Genomic DNA, 22,118 nt, shown 5'->3' with positions numbered 1-22,118 from the left:
CCAATGATCAGAATCAATTGCCCGTTCTGCGGGCCACGCGACCACAGCGAATTCACATATGGCGGCGACGGATCGATTGTCTATCCGGAACTCGAAGCGCCGCGAGAAGCATGGCATGACGCGGTCTTCCTCAGGGAGAACATTTGCGGGGTGCAGCTTGAAACCTGGCAGCATGTTCACGGTTGCCGCATTTGGCTCACGATCGAACGCGACACGCTGACCCACGAGATCCATTCGGTCCGGCCGGCCCATCCAGGTATCGCTGCGGCTCTTCACTCTAAAGAGGGAGCCGGTACATGACCGCGCGGCGTCTGGAAAGCGGCGGGCGGATCGACCGCAATCAGAAAGTCACATTCGACTGGGATGGCAAGGCGCTGTCCGGGTTTGCAGGCGATACCCTGGCCTCCGCGTTGATGGCAAACGGCGAGACGGTTCTGGGCCGAAGTTTCAAGTATCACCGGCCACGCGGAATCATGTCAGCGGGTGTCGAGGAATCTGGTGCCATCGTCACGGTTGGAAAGGACACACGCCGGGAGCCGAACGTCAAGGCCACCATGCAAGAACTCTATGACGGCCTTACCGCAACCGGACAGAACGCCTGGCCGAATGTGCGTTTCGATCTGGGAGCGGTAAATGGCCTGTTTTCAAGATTTTTCGCCGCCGGCTTCTACTACAAGACCTTCATGGGCCTGCCTCCATTCGAATGGGGGAGCGGCACAGGTCTATGGATGCAGTATGAGAAGCTGATCCGCCGCGCAGCAGGCATGGGCACAGCGTCGCGCGCACCGGATCCAGATCACTACGATCATGCTCATGGCTTTTGCGATGTGTTGGTTGTCGGAGCGGGGCCTGCAGGGCTCAACGCCGCGCTTACGGCCGCCGAAGCAGGCCGCGACGTACTTCTGGTGGAACAGGATTTTGAACTGGGCGGCGATTATCTGAACGATCCTGCCGCTGAGCCGAAACGCGCCGAACTGGTGACGGCCGTTCGCAATGCGGGCGTGCACATTTTGACCCGCACGACAGCCTTCGGTCTGTACGACGATGGCACGGCCGGGCTTTTGGAGAAGGTGACGGATCATCTTAGGAATCCGGACCCAAGCCTGCCACGCCAACGTTTCTGGACAGTGCGTGCCGGGGCGACAATTTTGGCAACTGGCGCCTTGGAAAGGTCAATTGCCTTTGAAAACAACGACCGTCCCGGTGTCATGACCGCAGCCGCAGCACGGGTCTATCTCAACCGCTACGGGGTCTTGCCCGGCACCCGGATCCTGATCGCAACGAACAATGACAGCGCATACGGCACGGCCGTGGACCTTGAAGCTGCCGGCGCTCAGGTTACCGTCATTGACAGCCGGGCGGAACAGAACGCCGGCACATCTGAAAGGGTGTCGATCCAATATGGCCTTGCCCCTCTTGAAGCGCTCGGGCGCCCAAACATTACGGGTGTCGAGCTGGCGGCAGACACGGGGAACGGATGGAAACCCGCGGGCAAACAGGGCTGCGATTTGCTTTTGATCTCCGGTGGTTGGTCGCCAGTGGTCAACCTGTCCTCGCACCGCGGAGCCAAGCCGGCTTGGAATGCCGAACAGGCCTGCTTCCTGCCCGGACAAACCAAAGAACCGATATTTCATGCAGGATCAGCCGCGGGAATTTGGCCTCGGGAGGCCTGTGAAACGTCCGGCGTTGCCGCAGCCCAAAGGGCCACGGGGGAAGCCTTTCAAACCATCGCACCCGGTGGCTGGGCCAGGACCATCAAGCCGGTGTATGAGGTCCGCGCTTCAGACCGTGTGTCCAAAGCCTTTGTCGATTTCCAGCACGATGTTACCGGTGACGATATACGTCTTGCTCATCAGGAAGGCTTTGTTTCTGTTGAGCATCTGAAGCGCTACACGACGCTCGGCATGGCCACGGATCAAGGTAGGATGGGCAATGTCATCGGCCTGGCACTGATGGCCGATGCGCTGGGTAAGGACATACCGGATGTGGGAACGACGCGGTTCCGCCCGCCATACACGCCTGTAGCAATCGGAGCGCTGGCGGGCCGCAATGTTGCCGGTCATTTCAAGGCGCTGCGCCGCACACCGCTGCATGACTGGAACTTGCGCCATGGTGCGACCATGACCGAAGCGGGCTTGTGGCACCGGCCATGGTACTTCGCGCAAGACGGCGAAACCATCGACGAGGCTTATGTTCGTGAGGCCGCCACTGTTCGCGAAACCGTGGGGATCTGCGATGTCAGCTCGCTTGGGAAAATTGCTGTTCAGGGGCCGGATGCGGCCGAATTTCTCAACCGGGTCTACTCAAACGGGTTCGCAAAGCTCCCCGTCGGCAAGGCGCGCTACGGCATTATGCTGCGCGACGACGGTATGGTCATGGATGACGGCACAACCTGGCGCCTTGGGGAGACAGATTTCTTGACGACGACCACGACCGCTCACGCCGGCAAGGTCATGGTCTGGTTTGAAGAACTGTTGCAAACCCGCTGGCCGGATCTGAAGGTCCATGTCAGTTCTGTTTCGGATCACTGGGCGGGCGTATCTATTGCCGGCCCGAAGTCCCGCGAGGCGATTTCTGCAATACTCCAGGACGGTACGGACATATCCAATGAGGCGTTGCCGTTCATGGGTGTTGCCGGTGTAACTCTCAAGGGTAACATTCACGCGTTGATCGCGCGGATCAGCTTTTCCGGCGAAAGAGCCTATGAACTCTATGTCCCGGCGGGCTTCGGCGAAGCAATGATGGATCTGCTCTGGCCATCTGCAAAGGCGCTTGGCGGCTGCCTCTATGGCATGGAGGCGCTCGGGACCCTCAGGATCGAGAAAGGCCATGTTACCGGGGCCGAGCTGGACGGGAGGGTGACCATCGACGATGCCGGCCTTGGCAAGATGGCCTCGACCAAAAAGGCTTTCATCGGCAGCGCCCTGCGACAGCGGCCGGAGCTTCTCCGGCAAGACCGCCCGCAGCTGATTGGGATCTTCCCAAAGGACAAAAGCCAGCGGTTTAAGGGAGGTTCGATCTTGTGCGCGCCGGACGGGACCTCCGGGTTTGGCGACGGCTGGATCACCGCAGTGACCCACTCGCCAGCCTTGGGCCACTGGATCGGCATCGGTTATATTTCAGGCGGAGTGGAAGCCTGGCGCGGACTTCCGGTTATTGCATCCGATCCGACCCGGTCTGGTGATGTCGAGGTTGAAATCGTGTCGCCGCATATGGTCGACCCGGAAGGAGTGAGAGTGCATGGCTGAATGGACATCCGCCCTAGAAAGCCATCTATCGCTGGGGCGTTTCGGCACGAGCGGTGTCATCGGCGTGACCCTGTCGGAGGTTGGGGGCTTTTCGCTGACCCAGATTTCTGCCTGGCCGGAACAGCTGGAAGCAGCAGGCCAGTATGCGGCACGTCTCGGAAACTGCGAGACTTTTCCAGGTCCCGGCCAGTGTGTCGAGGGCGCCGGCGGAACCTTGATGCGAGTCGAGCCGCTCAAATGGTGGTTGATTGCTCCCACTATGCCAGCGGAGCAGGCCGGCCTGCCGAATGAACTCGGGGCGGAGCTCGATCTTTCATCTTCAAGGACCTGGATCCGTGTCAGCGGCCCAGACGCGGAAGGCCTGTTGAACCGTTTCTTGCCGCTCAACCTGTCCGGCAAGACCTTTCCAACTGGATCTGTTGCCTCCAGCGCCATCCACCATATCGGAATAACACTGTGGCGTAGTCAGGAGGGCTTCAATCTGCTTTTGCCACGCAGCTTTGCTGCTTCAATCTGGGAACTCTTGACCGAAAGCGCAACACAATTCGGGGCCGAGGTGGTGCGGTCAGGCGAACCACGCGCACGGTAGGAACTTCAGCATTGCAAAGCGCTCAGGACATTTTCATCACGCCGGTTCATTGGGCAATCTCAGCCCGGCGCAGGGTATAGCCAGCATCATGTTGCGCAAGAGGCGGAAAAGTTACCGCCTCTTGGCTCTTCATTCGTTGCCCAGCCGAACGTGGTGCCGGATCAGGCGGCCAGAGATGACGGCGCCTCCATCCAAGCCAGGCCGGGCTTGTAACGTGCGTCGACCTTGCCGTCTTGCAGCGTGAAAAGATGCAGCCAGCCGTTGTCGAAGAGCTCCCGGACCTGGGGATGACGCTCCAGAACATCCAGGATGGCCTCGCGCGGCGCTTCGATCATGACGGAAAGACGCAGCGGCTGGTGCATCAGGTGCTCGCCGTCATGAACCGCCTGCCATGGCAAGCCCGGCCGCAGGCGGCCTGAGTTGCCTTCGATCACGCTGATCCCGCCGACCACATTGTGAATGAGCTTGTTGCCGCCTCCGAAAACCTCCGGCATCACTGAGGAGCCGTAGTATTGAAGGCTGATCCAGCTCGCCACGACAACGGGCGCGGTGATGATCAGCTCAAGCGTTCCGAAGCCCTTGTCCTTCTGCCAATCATAGCTGTGCAGGAAGCTGCGCCCCCCGAGGTCCTTGCCCGCCGTTGCACTGCGGGGAGCGGCGATGAAGGCCGCGCATCCGGCCAGACCCCACTCGGGCCGCACCTCGGCCCAATTGAGGGCACGGTCAGGAACCGTCTGCGGTGTTGCACCGGGCAAGGCGGGAGCCCGTTCGGCCAGCGCGATCTGACCGGCCTGCTTTAGCCAGTCTCTAACGCGATCAATGTCTTTGTTTGCGCCTGCCGGCAGAACATCATCGTACAGCGTGATCTCATCGACAGTAGTGTCATGAAGACCGGCAACGAAGACAGTATCCTCCGGAACATCGATCCCGCGTTCGGCAAGCCCTTGCCTCGTTTCAGGATCGTTCAACAAGGTGGCGAGAAGCCGGGCTGAAACCTCGCCTGTATATCCGCCGCAGGCCCCGCAATGATAGGCGCTTTCATGCGGATTGTTCGTCACCTGACCGCCGTGACCGAGGAGCAGAACGACCTTTCCAAACGTATCGGTCAGGCTCATGGCACCTAAAACGGCAGCACCCGTGTCCGCTTTGGTCTTGGCATCCAGCCCACCTGCCACATGTGGCGCAGGGGCGTGATCTGACGGCTTGGCACCAAGGCCCAAGGCATCGCGCAGCAGCTTGCCTGCATAAAGAGGGCCGGCTGCCTCGACAAAGGCGAATGACGATACGGCCGCCTGACGGAAGCGCCCCCATGCCCGGGCCGTGCGCGCGGCGATCCGCGTTTTCTGCTCGTCCTTGGGATCGCCATGGCTGGTGGTTTCCAATCCCGGCTTCAAAAGCACGGGCAAATGCGCCTCAACGGTATCCGATCCATGCCCCTTGTGGGCCAGAGGAAGGCCGAAGAAACCGGCAAACCCGATCGTCTCGATTGCAGGATCGACACTTTCTAGTGCCCGCCGGAACACTTCGGAGCGAACGTCAATGCAAAACGCGGCCTGCAGCGCCGGACGCGTACCCGTTTCTTTCTTCCCGTCCAGCAGGCCGGACAGTTTTACTTGATGGTTGCGCTCCAGAGCGTCTTGAAGAATGCCCAGGGCAATATCTTCTCGCGATGGCGTGACAGGGGCTGCATGCGCCACGACGGTTTCGGCCCACTTGTCCGCAATCCCGGGCACATGCGCCAGCAGCACCTCTTCCCAGATGAGCCGGATCGCCAGAAGATCGGTGAGGGTCTGGTCGGTCTTGCCGTCCAGTTCTGCCTGCCACAGCAGCCAGCGTGCATGCTGCGGCCAGCCTCCAAGATCCATATAAAGGCGGTGGAAGATGGTCTCCGCAGCGGCCTCGTTCAGACCGAGGGCTTCGGCGGTCCTGAAAATCGCACGCTCTGAGGTGTCTGGTGCGGCGGCAACATGGGCGCAAAACCCGCTGAGACCGGCAATCTCGGGCGTCAGGTCATGGGTGGCCCAGGCGCGCCAGGATGCAAAGGCCTGAGCCCCTGGCGCGGGAGACCACAGCGCTTGTCCCCGGTCGAACTGGCCCGCTGCCCAGACGCCAAAGGTCTTTTCAATGACCGAGGGCCAATCTGTGCCGGTCGCCTCCGCCGCAAGGTCCGCAACAGTCGGGAGGGCCGCCGGTTCTTTGTCGTCTGCCGCAGCTGCAAATGCCTTGAGCGCGGCAATGTCCTGCGGCTTGAGCGGCGACACGGACGCTGTAAGGGCGGCTTGCAGATCTGCATCGGTGATGTGACCGGCGGCAATGGCGGCCGCATAGTCAGAACGGGACCGTGTTGCCCGGACACCTGCAACCCTCTGCAGCCGCGCGGACGCGCTGGCAAGGTCTTCGCCGGTTTGCCCGAGGAACGGATTGACGGCAACGGTTGCCTCCAGCGGGAATGCGGGCGGGATCCGCCGTGCCGCCCGTTCCGCGGCCTTCAAGACGGCCGACATGAGAGCAGGTGCGATCTGCGCGTGGTTGATAAACATATCTGTCTCCATGATCTCAGTCGATTTTCGCGATGCGGAAGCCGCCAATGGCGCGATCCAGCAGGGCATTCAGATAAAAGCCGTTGGCGAGGTGAACCCGAAGGCCCGCAGTTGACGGATGATGTGCCCAGAGCGGAAACAATGCCTGCGCAAACGCCACCAGTCCGAAGGACGCGACCGCGAGTACAATCAGCGCCCATTCCAGCGGACCGGGCACAGGGGCGGCCGGCACCGACGGCCCCCAGATGCCATGCGCGAGCGCCTGGAAAGCGAAGTACGCAACGGCCGCGCCAAGCGAGGCCAATGCGGTGCGCTTGGTCAGGTCGGCCGGAGCAAGGTCCGCCAGGCCTTGGGCAACCAGATAGGCGACCCCGAAGATCAGGATCGTACCAAGGGCGAGAGCCTGTGCCGTCTTGGGCCCGATGACCACTGTGAAGAGTGTTGCAATCACCGCATAAAGGACAAGCGCCAGCGCAAAGGACTTGAGCACCGCTGCAACGCTTGGCACCGCGATCGGCCCCGGACGGCGCAGGCCCGCAACCGCTTGCACAGCCCCTCCGGATGACAGGAACGCATGCGCCTTATAGAGCGAATGGGCGATGATGTGCAGAAGGGCCAGCGCCCAAAGCCCGAGCCCGCATTGCAAGAGCAGAAAGCCCATTTGAGACACTGTCGACCAGGCAAGGGAGGTCTTGACCGCACTTTGGGTCAACATCACGGCCGCGCCGAAAATCGCAGTCAACCCACCAATCATGACAAGCGCTGCCATCGCGCCCGGGCTCAGCTGCACAAGACCTGACAGCGCGATCAGCAGAACCCCGCCAGAGTTGATGATACCAGCATGAAGAAGGGCAGAAACAGGGGTCGGGGCTTCCATGACTTCGGTCAGCCAGCCGTGCAGCGGGAACGCGGCCGTTTTCAAGATGGCGCCGACAACAACGAGCGCGATTGCAAGAGACGACACCCAAGTTGTTCCGGCCTCGGAGGCGGCCGTTGTTATGACGCTGAAGTCACCGGTGCCGAAACTTGCAAACAGCAGCACCGCAGCCAGGACCAGCACCGCGTCCGCGCCGTGCCAAACGAGTGTAAATTTGGTTGCCGCCCGTCTGGCTTCCGGACGGCTGCTGTAAAACAGCAGCAAACGTTTCAGTCCGAGGCCGACCAGCGCCGAGGAGACGATGAGAAGAACGAAGCTGCCCGATTGCACAAAGAGCAAGACGGCCGCCAGCGTGGCGAGCATGAGCGCATGGAACCGGCCTTCCTGCGCCTCGCCATCCAGATAGGTGCGGCTATAGCGGGTCACGACCCAGCCGATGAACGCTACGAGGAGCCCCAGCGCAACTGTGACCGCATTCGCCTGAAGGACCAAGACGGCGGGGCCGGAAAAAATGGACAGTTTAGACGGTCCTCCGAGCACAAACTGGATTACACTCAAAAATGCCAAGAAAAGAGCAGCTAGGGCGGAATATTCGGCGATCATTGGCACACCGTCGGGCCGACGGCCGGGATGGCGCCACGCAACACCCGCCGCTGCCAGCAGGACAAGGGGAGCCAAAAATAAAAATGAAAACACCATGAGACTTCTCCATTCCGGGGTCGCACGGGTTTAAGTCACAGCACTCTCAAAGAAAAATATATATAAATGACAGAAACGTTCTCTTTTACAGAATGAATTGGCTTTCGCCCTTCATCAGCCTGTCAAAGACTGAGTCGGGCCTCCGGTCGACCGGGCTGGGACCAGCGCCCAATCCTAAACTGCCCTTTAAATTTGCGAAGCTATGGACCGCGCCCGAGCGATGTGACCCAGGCGGACAAGAACTCTTTAGGGTTGGCCTTTTCCGAAAGATACCAATGTGCTGGTCAAACAGCCAAGGCGACGCAGGTTTGGCCCTCAAGCATCGTGGGGATTGGAGCTGGATGCCATGGTGCCGAACCGGCGCGAAAGCTCAGCAATATGCGCTGGCCCGATCTCGCAGCATCCTCCTACGACTTTGGCTCCTGAAGCGATCCAATGCTCAGCCTGATCGGCATAAAGGGCCGGGGTCAGATCCTCCCGGGCGGACAGCGCGGAAACGCTGCTGCCCTTTCTCAAAAAAGAATGTTCGATGCCGGTGAACCCATTTGCATAGCCCCCGGTTGGAACAGCGCAACCGTTCAAGACCGTCAGGCCCTGCGTCACGGCTTCGGGGGAAGAACAATTGAGAAGCAAACAATCCGGTGGCTGCACCTGAAGCGCCCCAAGCACTTTTTCAAGGCTTTCACCCGACCGCAGTTTTGTTCCGTCCGCATCGTCGACTGTCAGGGCCAGCCAGACGGGCTTTCCATGCCCCGACGCGCCATGCAGAGCGCTGAGTGCATGTGAAATAGAGCCAATGGTTTCAATCAGGAAGAGATCCACATACGGCAGCTGCAGGGCGCATATTTCATTGTAGAGCTCTGCCCATTGAGCCGGGGGCGGTGCGCCATCGTGACTGTAGGACCAACCCAGTGGCCCCAGAGCACCGGCCACAATACCCTGCCCATGTGCATCCCGGGCTTCACATGCCAGAGTACACGCCAAGCGGTGCAATTGCTCAAATTCATGCTCAAGCCCGGCCGGCCGGAGGCGGTCACGATGAAGCGTATAGGTGTTCGCTGTTGCGATTTCGGCTCCGGCTGCAAAAAAATCACTGTGAATCTGCTTCACCAGTTCCGGGTTCTCTCGCATCAGAGCAGCAGACCACAAACCGCTTGGAGCGCGTCCTGTGCGATGAACAAGCTCCTGGCCCATACCGCCGTCAAGAATTGTTATGTTTTTCACGCGCCGCCCTGCTTTCTTGCTGCCCGAGCGTTTGTTAACTGGTGGACTGTGCTGTGGCCTTCAAGTGATCTGATACGCTGAACGGTTCACATGGATTTTAAGCGCGGGCAAAAAACACCAAACGACAATGACTGTCGGCACAAAACAGGTCTGACGGCCTGATAGCAAGCGACAGGGTGTCCCGGACAAATTCTGAAGTTTAGCGGACACCGAAGATGGCTCGCGTAAATACCGCTGTTAGCGCCTCCCGTCCTGTGGCCCCAAAGATCAATGGCCAAGGCCAAGGGTCCGGATTGAACAATCGTCACGCAAACACACCAGGTAATCGTGGTTCGCTTTGGTGATCTGGAGTATTTTGAAGAGTTATGGTGCCCGGAGGCGGATTCGAACCACCGACACGCGGATTTTCAATCCGCTGCTCTACCAACTGAGCTATCCGGGCTTTTGCGTTGCGGGCCAAGCGCCCACTCGCTGAAAGTTGGGACCTTATAGAAGCTGATTTGGCCCTTGTCCAGCGCCCCGGCAAAGTTTTTCGAACAATCCGGCCGGCTTTGGATAACTAGAATAACCTACTGAAATTTATGCATTTCGCCCGGTTGGAACTTGATCCGGGTACACCGAAGCTGCCGCGCACCTTACCGATAGGGCGAACCGGACGAACAGGGCAGCCCTTAAGGTGAGACTTTCTCGCCTGCAAGAATGCCGGTTGCGCTCCACACACCTGTTTCCTGAACGTTGAAATTTCCAATAACGCCCTGATGATTGGAGGCCGGCCCTGAAACAAACGAAGCGTTCATATCGCCGCCCACACCGCCACCGACAACAAGACCTGAAAACAAGTTTCCAGTCCCGACCTGCTGCTCCAGCATGACAGCAGTGAAATTGCGCCCGTCAAAGCCGGTGACCGTTCCAACCCCCGACCGTTCCGCGAAATCAACACTCATGCCAAAGGCGCCACTCGCCAGATATTGGGTGCTGCCATTCACGACATTGCCGACCGCATGACCGGCATAGGATGCACTCCCCGTTCTCGGCAAATCAATGCTATCCGTCACATCCCCTGCAACCCAAGTACCAAGATGAATGTTGTCAAACCGCCGGCCATCGCTCAGCGCTGCATCTTCCGCATCAATCGCAGTTCCCCAGTATCCCCACTCCAAAAACTCGCAGGCACATTCAACTGTTGATGAAAAGACCCCATCATCGCCACTCTCAACCAAAGTACTCGGTATCAAATAGCTGTTGGGGCCATCATTTCCTGCATGGGACACTGTTTGACCATTGCTCAGCGCCAGATATGCGGAGTTCGCTTCAGAAGAGTCGCGGGCGGCGTAGGTATCATCATCGATAAATACGGAACGGTCATACCCTCCCCCATCTATAGTGGTGCCAAAACCGATCGTGATGGACTCTACCTCATCGTCGCGGCTGAACACATCTGCGACGCTGATTTTCGCATTGAAGCTGTTGCCGTCCGGATCAAATGAAAGCGTAAGGTCTTCCGGGTGGCTGTTTGCAAAGGCGACAGCATTGCTTGATGTGCTGAATGTGGAGGCCGTCGTCTCAAGCATACCTGCAGCAAAGCCACTATAGTCATGGGCTGTGCGCTCCAAGCCGCTGACTGCGGTTTCGCTCTGGAGCGCAGCTGTATGCTGCGTGGCGCTAATGTGATCGGCGGCACTCGTGCCGGACGGCAAAACCGCATAAGTGTCCAGATAGGCATCACTTGATGCCAGATCCGGAGACAGAACGAAGTTCTTGGCATTGTCCCCAAAAAAGGATCCGCCCTGCGCCCCTTCGAGCGTTTGTATCCGTCCCTCATAAGACCCAGCAAAGTCTGTCGCTTCCAACCGGTGTCCGCCGCGGCGGTCGAAGTCGATCTGAGGTCCGCCACCATTGTCGGCCACTTCGCCAACGCCGAGAGAAACAAATGATTTTTGCGAATTGCCCTGACCGGAAATCAAAAACGAACTCGCAAGAAACTTAGCTCCATCAAGACTGTCTGGTTCGTTTTCAATCATCAACAGACCAGAAGACACAACATTGCCAACAAAGTCAGCCCCAAGGTCGGCGGCGGCCAGAGGATTTAGAAACAACGCGCCAGAAGAGGCGGGGTCGAGCCCACCGGTCTCGGTTCCGTTTCCAAGCTGGAAAGCGGTCAGCGGATCGCCGTAAAGGCGGTAAGCGCGCACGGTTTCCGGATCCTCGGCGTTCCCCAAGTTCGAATAGTCAGTGGCTTCTCCGTAGATGCCGAGAATGACGTCCGTGCCGCCGTAATTGTAGGTTGGCGAAAGCCCCGCGGTCAGCGACGGAAAATACGCAAAAGATGCAAAATCAACATCGTTCACTAGAACACCCTGGGCATTCGCCACGATGCTCCCATCGGTTGGTACGGTGACCTCCGGCGCTGAGGGCACAACACCAGAGTCCGACGCTTCGTAGATGAAGCCACCATCGGTAATGGATTGAGAGAAATATTTGAATGCAGGTGTTTGCGGATCAAAAATGTAGACGGTGTCTTCTCCCAAATCCCCTACCCAAATCCGGTCTGCGCCGCCATCCAGCACTTCTCCAATGCCGAATACGACAGTCTCGTTGAAGCCGCCCGGACCGCCAATCAGCCCCTGTGTGCCGGGGGCAGAAATGGCGAGTCCCGGCGAAAACGAGGGAGTGAATTCTGAGCCGGATCGAAACAACCGAACATCCGCCGTGTCTGATACCGGCCCATCGACAGGCGCGCCACCTGGCATCTCACCGGGGGTTTCTCCTGGTGTTTCGCCCGGGGTCTCACCTGGGGTCTCACCTGGGGTCTCACCAGGGGTCTCACCCGGATTATCTCCTGGCGTCTCCCCGGGAGGCACGCTCCCATCAGCGATTTCTTTTTCAATCAGACTGTTGGTCGCATCCTGAGTGACGATGTTCACATCCAGCAATTCGAACTCAACATCTGCCAATTTTGTGGACCGCACCACGCCATCAGGCTTTGGCCTGGGCGTCGTGAAAACAATCCCCAAACCAGAATTGACGGCTGTCAAAGCCGCGTTTGCTATTTGGGTGTCGGTCGGTGACCGGGCAATTCCGCCCTGCTGGCCTCTCTGGCTGGAAAGTGCCGTTTGGACAGCGCTCAAATCGGATTGCCGTGACTTTCGGATGCGCGGTTCATCGCGTGGCCCGATCTCGAGGGTATAGCCTGCCTGATACACCCGGCCCCGCTTGCCGCTGAGGCCGGTGAAGGTAATCTCTTGGCCAAACAAAAGGGAAAATGCTGCCGACGCACCCGAGAGATTTAGATTGGCAATTCCACCGCGAATGCCGATCGTTCCAACCGCGGTGTTGACCGTAACTCCCTCGCGCTGTTTGCTTAGTTTGCCGCCCACAAACCGGGCAACACCCTTGCCGAAAGAGGCTACAAGCTTGCCACTGCCGGCGCCTGGATCGTAGACGAACTCGTCAATTACGAGATCCGAGTTTGCGCCGACGGTAAATGTCGACCCGTCAAGAAGAAGCACCTGCACCAGGCCAGAACCCGAGGTTTCAATCCGTTGGTTGAAGATAATGCTCTCGCCGAGCACAACGGTTCGCCTAACCGCCCCCGGGGCCGTCCCGAAGGCATTCTGGTTCACTGCGGCTGTTACGCCAACATCCCGACCTTGAGCCTGACCGGAATTGCTCATGACGGCAGAGGACACAGCTGTAAAAAGAACCAAGCACGTCATGTCTCGAAAGACTGGGCGCATAGACATCTCCGGCACGTTGGCTACGGGCTTCAGGCGCGGGCCCGATTGTTAAAGTGTGAGCCTCGTCAAGACTAAGCCGCCGTTAGGTTAAGTAAAGCCCTTTCGTAGCGCCAAAGCCTGCCCACTATTGTGGAACGACCTCCGGTTCATCGGGAAGATCCGGGTAGTCAGGCATGTCGGGCGGCGGACCTTCCAATTCGTTCCGAAGACGCTGTTGCTCCAGGCGGTTCGGCTGAATAAGCGCAGGTCCGACATTGCGCAAAGGAGTCGACCGAACGGCTTCGGGCGGACGCGGAGGGGCTGTCAGGGCGACCCCAAGATCGGAATTCACCCGTGGCAATAGCGAACGCGCGATATCCCGGTTATTCGGCACCCGCGGCGCACCGCCGAATTGCCCCACACGTCCGGCAATCGAATCGTTCACCCGCCCGATGTCGGCCGGGTTGGTCCGCCGGATCCGGTGTTCAAGGCCGTTACTGCTGCTGACGGAGTAGCCGGGTTCATAGACCCTCTTTCGCGTGCCGTCCTGTCCGGTGAAAACGATCTCATCCCCATACAACAGGGAAAACACGCCTTCATTGCCGTCGAGGTTGATATTGGCGATGCCGCCACGAATTCCAAGTGTTCCAACCGGTGTATTGACTGTCACGCCATCGGGATTCTTCGAGAGCTTTCCGCCGACAAACCGGGCGACCCCCTTGCTCAGACTGATGACCAGCCGGCCGCTGCCGGCATTGGGGTCGTAGACAAACTCGTCGATCACCAGATCTGAATTTGCGCCGACAGTGAACGTCGATCCGTCATTCAAAAGCACCTGCACCAATCCCGACGCCGAGGTGCGAATCCGCTCCCGGTAGATAATGTTGTCTCCGAGGACGATGGTGGCTGCCCTCCGTCCCGGCGCGGTCCCGGTCGCCTGTGTGTTCACCGCAGCCGCAACGCCCACATCCTGGGCCGAGGCACTGTGTGGGGCGGACCAAGCGGCGGAGCACACGGCAGCCACGATCAGCAAACGGAAAGGACTAAGAGCGGCTTGCATGAGACACCCTAAAAGGATTTTGCGATGGTCACCATGGCCGACGCATTGTTGTAAGTTGCCAAATCATAATTGCTTTGCTGACGCCGCAATTCGCCCGTAAGGCCCAACGTCACGTCATTGCGCAGCGGCACGGCCAATACCGCCCGCATCCAGCCTTCGTTGTCGGTTTGACTTTCGGTCGGATCGATTAAGGGGTCGGGCCCGTCGTAGCTCCGATAGATGTAGCCAGCCTCGACGTCGATCGACCACCGGTTCGGCAACGCTTCAATTGGCGAAGCAAACTGATAGGTCCCACCAAAGCCGACTCCCACCTCCCAGCTTTGCGTCCAGGCTTTTTCGGTTTCCTCGAAGTCTGCCAGTAGCAGTGTTCTTGCCGTGAATGAGCCAGAAAGCTGCCGGGTCACCGTTATAGCGGTCTTGATCTGATACCCGTTGCGGTCGGAAACCGTTGGATACTCTGCCGTGTCATTGTACCAGCGGCGGCGATACTCGAGCTTTCCGTCGAACAACGTCAGCGGATCGAACGCGTAAGCCAGACGGGTTCCAGCACCCAATGCTCCAGAATAGTTGGCGTGGTTGAGCCGTATTCCCGAGAAAATCCCGTAGATCCCGAGGCGGCCATTATCGAACCGAAACCGCTTCATATTCAATGAAGGCCCGACAGTAAATTCAGCAAGGCCGGTGTCTAGCCGGGAGATATCGGCATACCGGGCGCCGTAAAAAATCAGATCCGCCTCAAGTAAGTCGCCCTGAGCGCCAAGGTCATAAGACGCATAGGCATTTCCAGCCAGAAACCCGTTATAGTCGGCCCGGCCTGTAGAGGTTTCATCCAGTATGAATGTCCCCCCATTCAGATCGACCCGGCGGCTGCCCGGGGCAGCATTCGCATTGGTTTGGTAACGCGCACCGGCAACCACCGTGGCCCGGAATTGAGCCCTGCGATCCTGCTGATCGATAGCGGCCAGATAGGTCTCAACGCGCTGCTGGACTTCTGGCGGGACGTTCGGCGCGCTTAGCGCAGAAAAAAAATAGTTTCGGGCTGTCTCAAAGGATCCCAAGCGGTAATAAAGCACGCCAAGTTCAAGCTGAACCCGAGCCAGACCGGGTGCATAGATCAGCATGCGTTCATAAGTGCTGATAGCCGCTTCGAAGTCGCCGTTTTGTGCGGCAATGGCGGCATAATCGAAGGCCGTATCAAGATCGGCAGGGTTCTCGAGCATGACCTGAAGCAAGGCTGCTTGCCGGGCTTCAAGCGCGTCGGCGGTTAGGGTCTGTTGCTCACCGGTTCCGTCTTGAGCATAGGCAACGTTAAGTAACGCGCCTCCGCCAGCGCAGGCGATGAGCCCCAGCACTGCGCCGCGCAGAAAGCCTGCAAACCCGACCCTTGTCCGAAAACGCTGATTCATGTGGCGGATCGCTACCCTCACGAAAAACCTCACGGCTGTTAACCCAAGATTGTTAAAAGGGAATCGCAGGGTTGTCGAGGTACAACCATACCAGCAGGTAACTTGCGCTCCCATCTGTTGCCGAATGGAAACAAAAAAGCGCACCCGGGCGGCGCGCCTTTTCCGGATCGCAAAATCAGCGAACTCAGGAGGTCATTGCTCTGATATCCGCCCGTCCGTGTAGGGAGCGTATCCTTGATGTGAAGCGATATAGTCGGCAAGAACCTTTTCCAACCCTGGACCGAAGTCATAAGCACTGATCGCGTTGCTGGCGAAAACATCGTACCCGTCGCCACCGGACCGCATATAGTTGTTTGAAACAACGCCGTAGGTTTTTTCAGGGTCAAGAGTTACCCACGCACCATCTTCCATCACCTCGACAACGAGAATACGGCCTTCGCCAGCCGTTTTTTTGCGGGTCCAGCTGAATTTCAAACCAGCGACCTGCGGGAACCGTCCCGCACCGTCTTCCACCTGGGAAACACCGTTTTCAAGTGCTGCAATGATGTCCGCCCCCTTCAACTGAAAGGTCGACAGTGTATTCTGGAATGGCAGAACAGTCAGAACTTCGCCCATGGTGACGTCCCCGGCGTCGATTGAGGATCTGAGCCCACCACCATTTTGAATCGCAATCTGAATGCCCTGATCCCTGACACGATCAAGCATTGCGTCGGCTACCAGATTGCCCATTTGGCATTCCCCTGCCCTGCAACTCGTGCGCGCTCCGTCAATCGCTGCATTTGTTGAACCGATGACCTTTGCCTTAAGGACTTCGATCGGCGCACCAAGCTCCCCCACGCGCTGAGTGAAGGCTTCATTCGCTGCGACTGACGCATCAAGAAGAATCGGCTCACCCTGCGCGGAAACAACATTGCCATCATCATCGAAGGTGACTTCCAGTTCACCCAAGAACTTGCCATAGGCGTAGGCCTGCACGATCGGCACCATTTGCCCGCGCGGATTTTCGACCATGACCGGGTACGGACCAGAGGCACGGTCCTGCGTGTTGGAAAGCAGTGTGTGGGAATGCCCGCCAACGATTACATCAATGCCTGGAACACTGGTGGCGATTTTCACGTCGCGGTTCAAACCTGTGTGGTTGACGGCGATAATCTTGTTGATGCCCGCCGCTTCAAGTGCTTCGACCGCACCTTTCAGGTAGTCCTCGGCCTGAATGAACCGCACGCCATCTCCCGGTGCCGATGTTTCATCAGTATCTTCGGCAAGGGCCGACACGATGCCGATTTTCTCGCCGCCCTTTTCGAGAATCAAAACTCCTGAAACCTTGCCTTTCAAAGACGGCTCGTTTTCAACATCGATGTTTCCGGAAACAACCGGAAACTGAGCCGCATCGACAAAATTCGCGAGGCCGTTTGGCCCATCATCGAACTCGTGGTTGCCGACAGCCATGACATCGAAGCCGATGTCATTCATGAACTCGACCGCGGCAGTGCCTTTATAGGTTGTGTAAAACAGCGATCCTTGGAACTGATCCCCCGCGTCCATCACAATCGTGTTGCGGCCCTCCGCATACAGTGCATCACGTCGCTGGTCGATCATCGTCTTGATGCGCGCGATGCCACCAAAGCACTTGCCTTCTGCATCATCCTCGGCACCGCAAGTCGAATCATATTTGTTGATTGGCTCAATGCGCGAATGCAGATCATTGATATGCAATATAGTGATGGAGTAGTCGGCTATCGCGGCCGTTGTCAGAAACGTTGAAGTCACCAACGCTGCGACGCCCAATACACCTGTTTTCATGCTTCCTCACCGTACAATAGCGATCCGGCGCGCCACCCTCGGAGCCCCTGGCGCGCGCAGATTGCACAATTAAAACTTAACGTTGACTACGATACGCAATTCTGACGATAAGCGCACCCGATTTCCAACGCACCGTTTGCCCGGCATCAGTACAATCCAATGAAGATTGCTTGGCAAGCGCAATACCGCCCCGGGCGGAGAAAGGTGGTTATTCGTTGGGGTCTTCTATGTCTTCTATATCGTCTGTTTCGACGACAGGGATTGTATAGCCCTGATTGAACCAGCGATTCAGGTCAATTTTGGCGCACCTGTCCGAGCAGAAGGGATAGTCCTCCGGCGTCGATAATTTCGAACAAATCGGACAGGGCCGCATCCGCCGTTGCGGGGTCTTCTCAGTCATCGGTCTTTTCCCGCGATACACACATTCAAACGCTGTCCAGGAGCGTCATGCCGATCAGACAACAGCTTCCGTCCACTTCCGGCGCACCGGATATCCGGCACCCTCCAGCATTGCCGCAGTTTCGGCAACGGGCAGACCGACAACACTGGTGTAAGAACCGACCAATTTGATGACGAAACTTCCGGCGAGGCCCTGAATTGCATAGCCGCCGGCCTTGCCGCGCCACTCGCCAGAGGCAATGTAGTCGTCCATATCTTTGCGCGACAAACGCTTGAACCGCACCCGGGTCTCAATCACCTTCGACCTGATTTTGCCGCCGGGCTCGCTGAGTGCGAGCCCCGTGAAAACGCGGTGCCCGCGCCCAGACAGCAGAGACAGGCAAGCAAGCGCCTGGTCCGTCAACTCAGTCTTCGGCAAAATGCGCCGCCCTACCGAAACAACCGTGTCGGCTGAAAGGATGAGCGATGGGCGCATTTCAATATCGGCATCAGCGATTTCGCGGGCAGCGAGCGCCTTTTCACGTGCCAAGCGGAGAGCGAGAGCGCGCGGTGTCTCCAACTTCGACGGTGTTTCGTCGATATTGGTCGGCATCAAATGGTCTGGATCAAGGCCGATTTGCTGCAAAAGAGCCAAACGGCGTGGCGATGCCGAGGCCAGAATGAGGGGCGGCACGTCAGTCATGTCTCGGTCAAGCGGTCAACGCGCACGTTGCCTGCAATCCTATTTGAAGCGATAGGTGATGCGGCCCTTGGTGAGATCGTATGGCGTCATCTCGACAAGGACTTTGTCGCCAGCGAGAACGCGGATGCGGTTTTTGCGCATGCGGCCGGCGGTGTGTGCGATAATCTCGTGATCGTTTTCAAGTTTCACCCGAAACGTCGCGTTCGGCAACAGTTCTGTCACGACGCCCGGAAACTCCAGAGCTTCTTCTTTGGCCATATTTTATCCTGAATATTGCGGGCTAACCCGCGGGTGCCGCGGAACCTAACGGATTAGACTTCGAAAGTGAACCATTCTTTCAAACCTATCCGAGAAAACTCTTAGGGCTGTTTGAAAGACGTTCCAGGCTCTGCAACCGCAGTCGAAAACGCGGTTTGACAGTTGCCCGCTGCCCATTCGCGCGCCAAGAGCGCGTAATAGTACTCTTCATCCCAACTGCCCTTGAAAAGAGCATGTTCCTTAAAATGCGCTTCGCGCCGCATTCCCAGGCGTTCCATCAACTTCCAGGAGCCGTTGTTACGCGCGTCGCATCGACCGAAAAAGCTTCAGGGTTCCGAATCCGAATTCCAGGAAAGCGGACGCGGCTTCAAATGCATAGCCCTTGCCCTGACGGCCTGGATGCAGCGAGAAACCGATTTCCGCCTGGCCGGCCTCGGCGTTGGTAATCCGCAAGGAGATATCGCCGATCAGACCGCCCCCGTCCGCACGGCAAATGGCGAACCCCAGCGTTCCCTCGCCACTGAGCGCGTTCATCTCCACCCAGTCGTCCAACTTCCGATGGATCTCTTCCCTGGTCCGCGGTTCCCAGTAGTGATAGCGGGCCACCTCCTCCAGCGACTGGTAATCAAACAAGGCATCCGCGTCGCTGTGCACAAAGGGACGCAACAAAAGCCGCTGTGTTCGGATTGGCGCTACAGGCTCGGACATTTCAACTCCCGGTTCAAACCGGCACCGCGTATCACCCGCTTGGCGGCGGTGTCCAGTTCAATCGCTTTTTGATGCGCATCATCAACTGATCCCGGATGGACCGGTAAGAATCCATAATTTGCTCCCTGCTGCCGCTGGCAAGCGTTGGATCCATTGTTGGCCAGTATTCGACGTCCACAGCTTCGGTTCGGGTCAAATCAAGCGCCTTGTGGTGAGCCTCCGGCGCGAGTGTAACAACCAGATCGAAACCGGATTCATCCAGCTCTTCGAAAGTTTTCGGATAGTGACTGCTCATGTCTATGCCAATTTCAGCCATCACGGCGTCAACGAACGGATCCAGCTTTCCTTGCCTGACTCCAGCAGACCGCACATAAACCTGTCCGGGAAACAGCTTCTCTGTGATACCGGCAGCCATGGGAGAGCGCACGGCATTCATGCCGCAAGCAAAAAGAACCGCCGTCGGACGTGTGCCCGGCCCGGCCACCCGCGTCAGCCCTTCCAGTGCAATGCGTAGACGAGGGTAAACAGCCTGCGGGCCGTCGGCATATCGACCGTAACTTTTCCGTCCAAGCGCTCCATCAGGATCGTTGATCCCTCATTGTGCACACCGCGCCGTCCCATATCGATTGCCTCGATCTGACTGGGCGTGGCGTGACGGATGGCTTCGTAGTAGCTTTGACAGATCATGTCGTAGTCCTTGACGATCTTGCGCAAGGGCGACAGGGAAAGAACATGTGTGACCACGGCTTCGCCGCGACCATCCCGGATTTCAAACACCAGCTTCTTTTCGATAACCGACAAACGCAACACGTATTCCGCAACCGGATGGCCAACCGGCTGGAAATGATTTTCCTCGATCAAATCATAGATCGCAACGGCCCGGTCATGCTCCACATCCGGTGTGGATCGGGCAATCGACGCCTCGTCGAGAATGACGTCCACCAATTTGCCGCCAGCAGTTTGCGTGGTCTCGTCGCGCACCTCGTCCATGTCAGGCGTCTACCCCTCTTTAGAGATTGAGCCTTATCGCTACTGATCGTGCGTGCGCCGTCAACCCCTCAGCTTCACCAAGAGTGATCGCCGCTGGGCCCAAAGCCCGAAGACTGTCAGGTGTACACTTGAGGATTGATGTCCTTTTGATGAAATCGAGAACCGATAGACCCGAAGAAAATTTCGCAGACCGAGCGGTTGGCAAGACGTGGTTCGACCCACCAACGTAGTCGCCGATTGCTTCCGGTGTATGATGCCCCAGGAACACCGCCCCCGCATTTCTGACCTTCTCAAGGAGTTTTTCCGGGTCGGCAACTGCAAGTTCCAAATGCTCGGCAGCTATCCGGTTCGCAAGCGGCATGGCTTCTTCAAGGGTTTTTACGCAGATAATTGCACCGAAATCCTGCCAGCTTGCCCGGGCTACGTCCTGGCGCGGCAGGGTTGTCAGTTGGCGTTCAACGGCCTGAGCAACCGCGTCTGCAAGCGGCTCGTCATTTGTGATCAAGATGGACTGAGCCGACGGATCATGTTCAGCCTGCGCCAGAAGGTCGGCCGCAACCCAGTCAGGATTGCTGTGGCCATCTGCGATGATCAGCACTTCGGACGGTCCGGCAATCATATCGATGCCGACGGTACCAAACACCCGGCGCTTCGCCGCCGCAACATAGGCGTTGCCCGGTCCAACAATTTTTGACACAGGCTCGATCGACTGGGTTCCATACGCAAGAGCTGCAACAGCCTGGGCGCCACCGATCCGATAAATTTCGGAAACACCTGCGATGTGGGCTGCTGCCAGGACCTGCGGGTTCAATATCCCGCCGGGACTTGGCACGACCATGGCAATCCGCTCGACGCCCGCAACCACCGCCGGAATTGCATTCATCAGAACCGAGCTGGGGTAACTGGCCAAACCGCCGGGAACATAGAGACCCGCGGCTTCAATCGCCGTCCACCTGGAACCGAGTTCTACGCCCAAATGGTCTTTATACCGGTCGTTTTTTGGCAGCTGTTTTTGATGGTGCGCTCGAATCCGGTCCGCCGCCAACTTCAACGCGTTCAGGGTATCGAGCGGCACCTTCTCGAGTGCTGCATCCATCTCTCGGTCGGTTACAACCAGGTCATCAACCGAGGACGCTTCCAACCGGTCGAATTTCTTCGTGTACTCGACAAGCGCACCGTCACCATGGATGCGCACATTATCCAGGATTTCGCGCACGACCTGATCAACGTCTTCGGATACCTCCCGCTTCGCACCAAGAAGTTCAGCAAAACGGATATCAAAGTCGGCATCTTGAGTGGACAGACGTCGGGACAAAACGAGCTCCTAACAGTATTCAAACATCTCGGAAAGCGGCGGGCGATCAGTCAAGGTCATGCGCAGGCTTGTTCGGCGTGGACCACGCAGCGCCGAGGTCTGCTAATTGTGCCTCAATACATTCTACATCAAGGCGCACTGACCCGCCGCCAGCAAAATCCAACTGAATATGGCCAGACGGCTCGTCCACCGCTTCATAACGGATGGCCAGCAGCTCGAGCACGCCATCCTTGGCATCCTGCCGAATCTGAGCCGCTTTCATCGCATTGACCTGTGTGAAGGCAAGCGCAGTGCGCCGCCGTTCATGTGTTTTCGTCCGCTTGTCTTCCGGCCGTTCCCAAACGAAACGGTTCATGATGAAAACTGCCTTGTTTTCAGCAGGAAGGTAGCGGATGTCGCCAACCATCATCACTGCATCTTGCAAATAAGCCGAGAGAACTTGCAAGTCTTCCGCGTCAAGTGCCGCTAGTTTGAGCTGGTCTGAAGCCGTCAAGATCTATTCCCCAATCCAAACTGGTTTCAAGGCGTCGGGATATGGCCAGATGGCCCAACTCCTTCGGCGCTCTTGTCTGTTTTTCCAAGAGCGATCCCCTAGCCGGGATTT

Annotated in this window: 19 protein-coding genes and 1 tRNA gene; 3 read left to right on the top strand and 17 right to left on the bottom strand. The window is 58.0% G+C overall.

Features of this window, described 5'->3' with window-relative positions:
* Positions 1–3 precede the first annotated feature (3 nt).
* The 3 genes from JM93_RS14885 to JM93_RS14875 are packed head-to-tail and all read left to right on the top strand — an operon-like array spanning position 4 to position 3,837.
* Entirely contained in the window at positions 4–300 is a 297-nt protein-coding gene (locus JM93_RS14885) for a sarcosine oxidase subunit delta (RefSeq protein ID WP_145344901.1), read from the top strand.
* A complete protein-coding gene (locus JM93_RS14880; RefSeq protein WP_145344899.1) occupies positions 297–3,248 on the top strand; it encodes a sarcosine oxidase subunit alpha family protein in 2,952 nt (983 codons plus the stop codon). The genes JM93_RS14885 and JM93_RS14880 overlap by 4 nt, the downstream gene beginning before the upstream one ends.
* Positions 3,241–3,837 carry a sarcosine oxidase subunit gamma gene (locus tag JM93_RS14875; protein ID WP_145344896.1) on the top strand — a complete coding sequence of 199 codons (597 nt, stop codon included), beginning with the start codon at positions 3,241–3,243 and terminating at the stop codon, positions 3,835–3,837. Before JM93_RS14880 ends, JM93_RS14875 begins: the two co-directional genes overlap by 8 nt.
* Positions 3,838–3,998: 161 nt before the next feature.
* Here JM93_RS14875 and JM93_RS14870 read toward each other — a convergent pair whose 3' ends face one another.
* The 17 genes from JM93_RS14870 to JM93_RS14795 form a co-directional block, all read right to left on the bottom strand.
* Positions 3,999–6,377, bottom strand: coding sequence for a YbcC family protein (locus JM93_RS14870; RefSeq protein WP_145344893.1), 2,379 nt, complete (start codon positions 6,375–6,377; stop codon positions 3,999–4,001).
* A 16-nt stretch (positions 6,378–6,393) separates the two neighbouring features.
* A complete protein-coding gene (locus JM93_RS14865; protein WP_145344890.1) occupies positions 6,394–7,953 on the bottom strand; it encodes a proton-conducting transporter transmembrane domain-containing protein in 1,560 nt (519 codons plus the stop codon).
* Positions 7,954–8,268: 315 nt separating this feature from the next.
* Positions 8,269–9,177, bottom strand: a complete 909-nt coding sequence (locus tag JM93_RS14860) for a homocysteine S-methyltransferase family protein (protein WP_208995196.1) — start codon at positions 9,175–9,177, stop codon at positions 8,269–8,271.
* Between the two features lie 366 nt (positions 9,178–9,543).
* A tRNA-Phe gene (locus JM93_RS14855) sits at positions 9,544–9,619 on the bottom strand.
* Positions 9,620–9,848: 229 nt separating this feature from the next.
* Entirely contained in the window at positions 9,849–12,914 is a 3,066-nt protein-coding gene (locus JM93_RS14850; protein ID WP_170230674.1) for a FecR domain-containing protein, read from the bottom strand.
* Between the two features lie 124 nt (positions 12,915–13,038).
* Positions 13,039–13,953: a FecR family protein gene (locus JM93_RS14845; protein ID WP_145344884.1), complete on the bottom strand. Its 915-nt coding sequence runs from the start codon at positions 13,951–13,953 to the stop codon at positions 13,039–13,041.
* Positions 13,954–13,961: 8 nt separating this feature from the next.
* Positions 13,962–15,359, bottom strand: coding sequence for a tetratricopeptide repeat protein (locus JM93_RS14840; protein WP_145344881.1), 1,398 nt, complete (start codon positions 15,357–15,359; stop codon positions 13,962–13,964).
* Between the two features lie 192 nt (positions 15,360–15,551).
* Positions 15,552–17,162, bottom strand: coding sequence for a bifunctional metallophosphatase/5'-nucleotidase (locus JM93_RS14835; RefSeq protein WP_145344878.1), 1,611 nt, complete (start codon positions 17,160–17,162; stop codon positions 15,552–15,554).
* 208 nt (positions 17,163–17,370) lie between these two features.
* Positions 17,371–17,562 (bottom strand): DNA gyrase inhibitor YacG, encoded by a 192-nt coding sequence (yacG, locus tag JM93_RS14830; RefSeq protein WP_145344875.1) that lies wholly within the window; start codon positions 17,560–17,562, stop codon positions 17,371–17,373.
* A gap of 54 nt (positions 17,563–17,616) precedes the next feature.
* A complete protein-coding gene (locus JM93_RS14825) occupies positions 17,617–18,243 on the bottom strand; it encodes a Maf family nucleotide pyrophosphatase (RefSeq protein ID WP_145344873.1) in 627 nt (208 codons plus the stop codon).
* A gap of 39 nt (positions 18,244–18,282) precedes the next feature.
* Positions 18,283–18,501, bottom strand: coding sequence for a translation initiation factor IF-1 (gene infA, locus JM93_RS14820; RefSeq protein WP_006939340.1), 219 nt, complete (start codon positions 18,499–18,501; stop codon positions 18,283–18,285).
* A 101-nt stretch (positions 18,502–18,602) separates the two neighbouring features.
* Positions 18,603–18,764: a hypothetical protein gene (locus tag JM93_RS22170; protein WP_244300852.1), complete on the bottom strand. Its 162-nt coding sequence runs from the start codon at positions 18,762–18,764 to the stop codon at positions 18,603–18,605.
* 34 nt (positions 18,765–18,798) lie between these two features.
* The gene (locus JM93_RS14815) at positions 18,799–19,209 is read right to left on the bottom strand and encodes a GNAT family N-acetyltransferase (RefSeq protein ID WP_244300851.1); all 411 of its coding nucleotides are present in this window, start codon (positions 19,207–19,209) and stop codon (positions 18,799–18,801) included.
* A gap of 31 nt (positions 19,210–19,240) precedes the next feature.
* Complete coding sequence (locus tag JM93_RS14810; protein WP_145344870.1) at positions 19,241–19,693, bottom strand: arsenate-mycothiol transferase ArsC; 453 nt, start codon at positions 19,691–19,693, stop codon at positions 19,241–19,243.
* A 5-nt stretch (positions 19,694–19,698) separates the two neighbouring features.
* Positions 19,699–20,199 carry a UPF0262 family protein gene (locus JM93_RS14805; RefSeq protein ID WP_145344867.1) on the bottom strand — a complete coding sequence of 167 codons (501 nt, stop codon included), beginning with the start codon at positions 20,197–20,199 and terminating at the stop codon, positions 19,699–19,701.
* 19 nt (positions 20,200–20,218) lie between these two features.
* Positions 20,219–21,514, bottom strand: a complete 1,296-nt coding sequence (gene hisD, locus JM93_RS14800; protein ID WP_145344864.1) for a histidinol dehydrogenase — start codon at positions 21,512–21,514, stop codon at positions 20,219–20,221.
* Between the two features lie 46 nt (positions 21,515–21,560).
* Positions 21,561–22,007 carry a DUF2948 family protein gene (locus JM93_RS14795; protein ID WP_145344861.1) on the bottom strand — a complete coding sequence of 149 codons (447 nt, stop codon included), beginning with the start codon at positions 22,005–22,007 and terminating at the stop codon, positions 21,561–21,563.
* Between the last annotated feature and the right edge of the window lie 111 nt (positions 22,008–22,118).

The sequence above is a fragment of the Roseibium hamelinense genome (assembly GCF_007830545.1).
Lineage (GTDB): Bacteria > Pseudomonadota > Alphaproteobacteria > Rhizobiales > Stappiaceae > Roseibium > Roseibium hamelinense.
Note: the sequence above shows the minus strand (reverse complement) of the source record. Positions and strands in the feature narration are given on the sequence as shown.

Coding starts and splice junctions, on each gene's coding strand:
- JM93_RS14885 (WP_145344901.1), top strand. CDS start 4: ATGATCAGAATCAATTGCCCGTTCTGCGGGCCACGCGACCACAGCGAA.
- JM93_RS14880 (WP_145344899.1), top strand. CDS start 297: ATGACCGCGCGGCGTCTGGAAAGCGGCGGGCGGATCGACCGCAATCAG.
- JM93_RS14875 (WP_145344896.1), top strand. CDS start 3,241: ATGGCTGAATGGACATCCGCCCTAGAAAGCCATCTATCGCTGGGGCGT.
- JM93_RS14870 (WP_145344893.1), bottom strand. CDS start 6,377: ATGTTTATCAACCACGCGCAGATCGCACCTGCTCTCATGTCGGCCGTC.
- JM93_RS14865 (WP_145344890.1), bottom strand. CDS start 7,953: ATGGTGTTTTCATTTTTATTTTTGGCTCCCCTTGTCCTGCTGGCAGCG.
- JM93_RS14850 (WP_170230674.1), bottom strand. CDS start 12,914: ATGCGCCCAGTCTTTCGAGACATGACGTGCTTGGTTCTTTTTACAGCT.
- JM93_RS14845 (WP_145344884.1), bottom strand. CDS start 13,953: ATGCAAGCCGCTCTTAGTCCTTTCCGTTTGCTGATCGTGGCTGCCGTG.
- JM93_RS14840 (WP_145344881.1), bottom strand. CDS start 15,359: ATGAATCAGCGTTTTCGGACAAGGGTCGGGTTTGCAGGCTTTCTGCGC.
- JM93_RS14835 (WP_145344878.1), bottom strand. CDS start 17,162: ATGAAAACAGGTGTATTGGGCGTCGCAGCGTTGGTGACTTCAACGTTT.
- yacG (WP_145344875.1), bottom strand. CDS start 17,562: ATGACTGAGAAGACCCCGCAACGGCGGATGCGGCCCTGTCCGATTTGT.
- JM93_RS14825 (WP_145344873.1), bottom strand. CDS start 18,243: ATGACTGACGTGCCGCCCCTCATTCTGGCCTCGGCATCGCCACGCCGT.
- infA (WP_006939340.1), bottom strand. CDS start 18,501: ATGGCCAAAGAAGAAGCTCTGGAGTTTCCGGGCGTCGTGACAGAACTG.
- JM93_RS22170 (WP_244300852.1), bottom strand. CDS start 18,764: ATGCGGCGCGAAGCGCATTTTAAGGAACATGCTCTTTTCAAGGGCAGT.
- JM93_RS14815 (WP_244300851.1), bottom strand. CDS start 19,209: ATGTCCGAGCCTGTAGCGCCAATCCGAACACAGCGGCTTTTGTTGCGT.
- JM93_RS14805 (WP_145344867.1), bottom strand. CDS start 20,199: ATGGACGAGGTGCGCGACGAGACCACGCAAACTGCTGGCGGCAAATTG.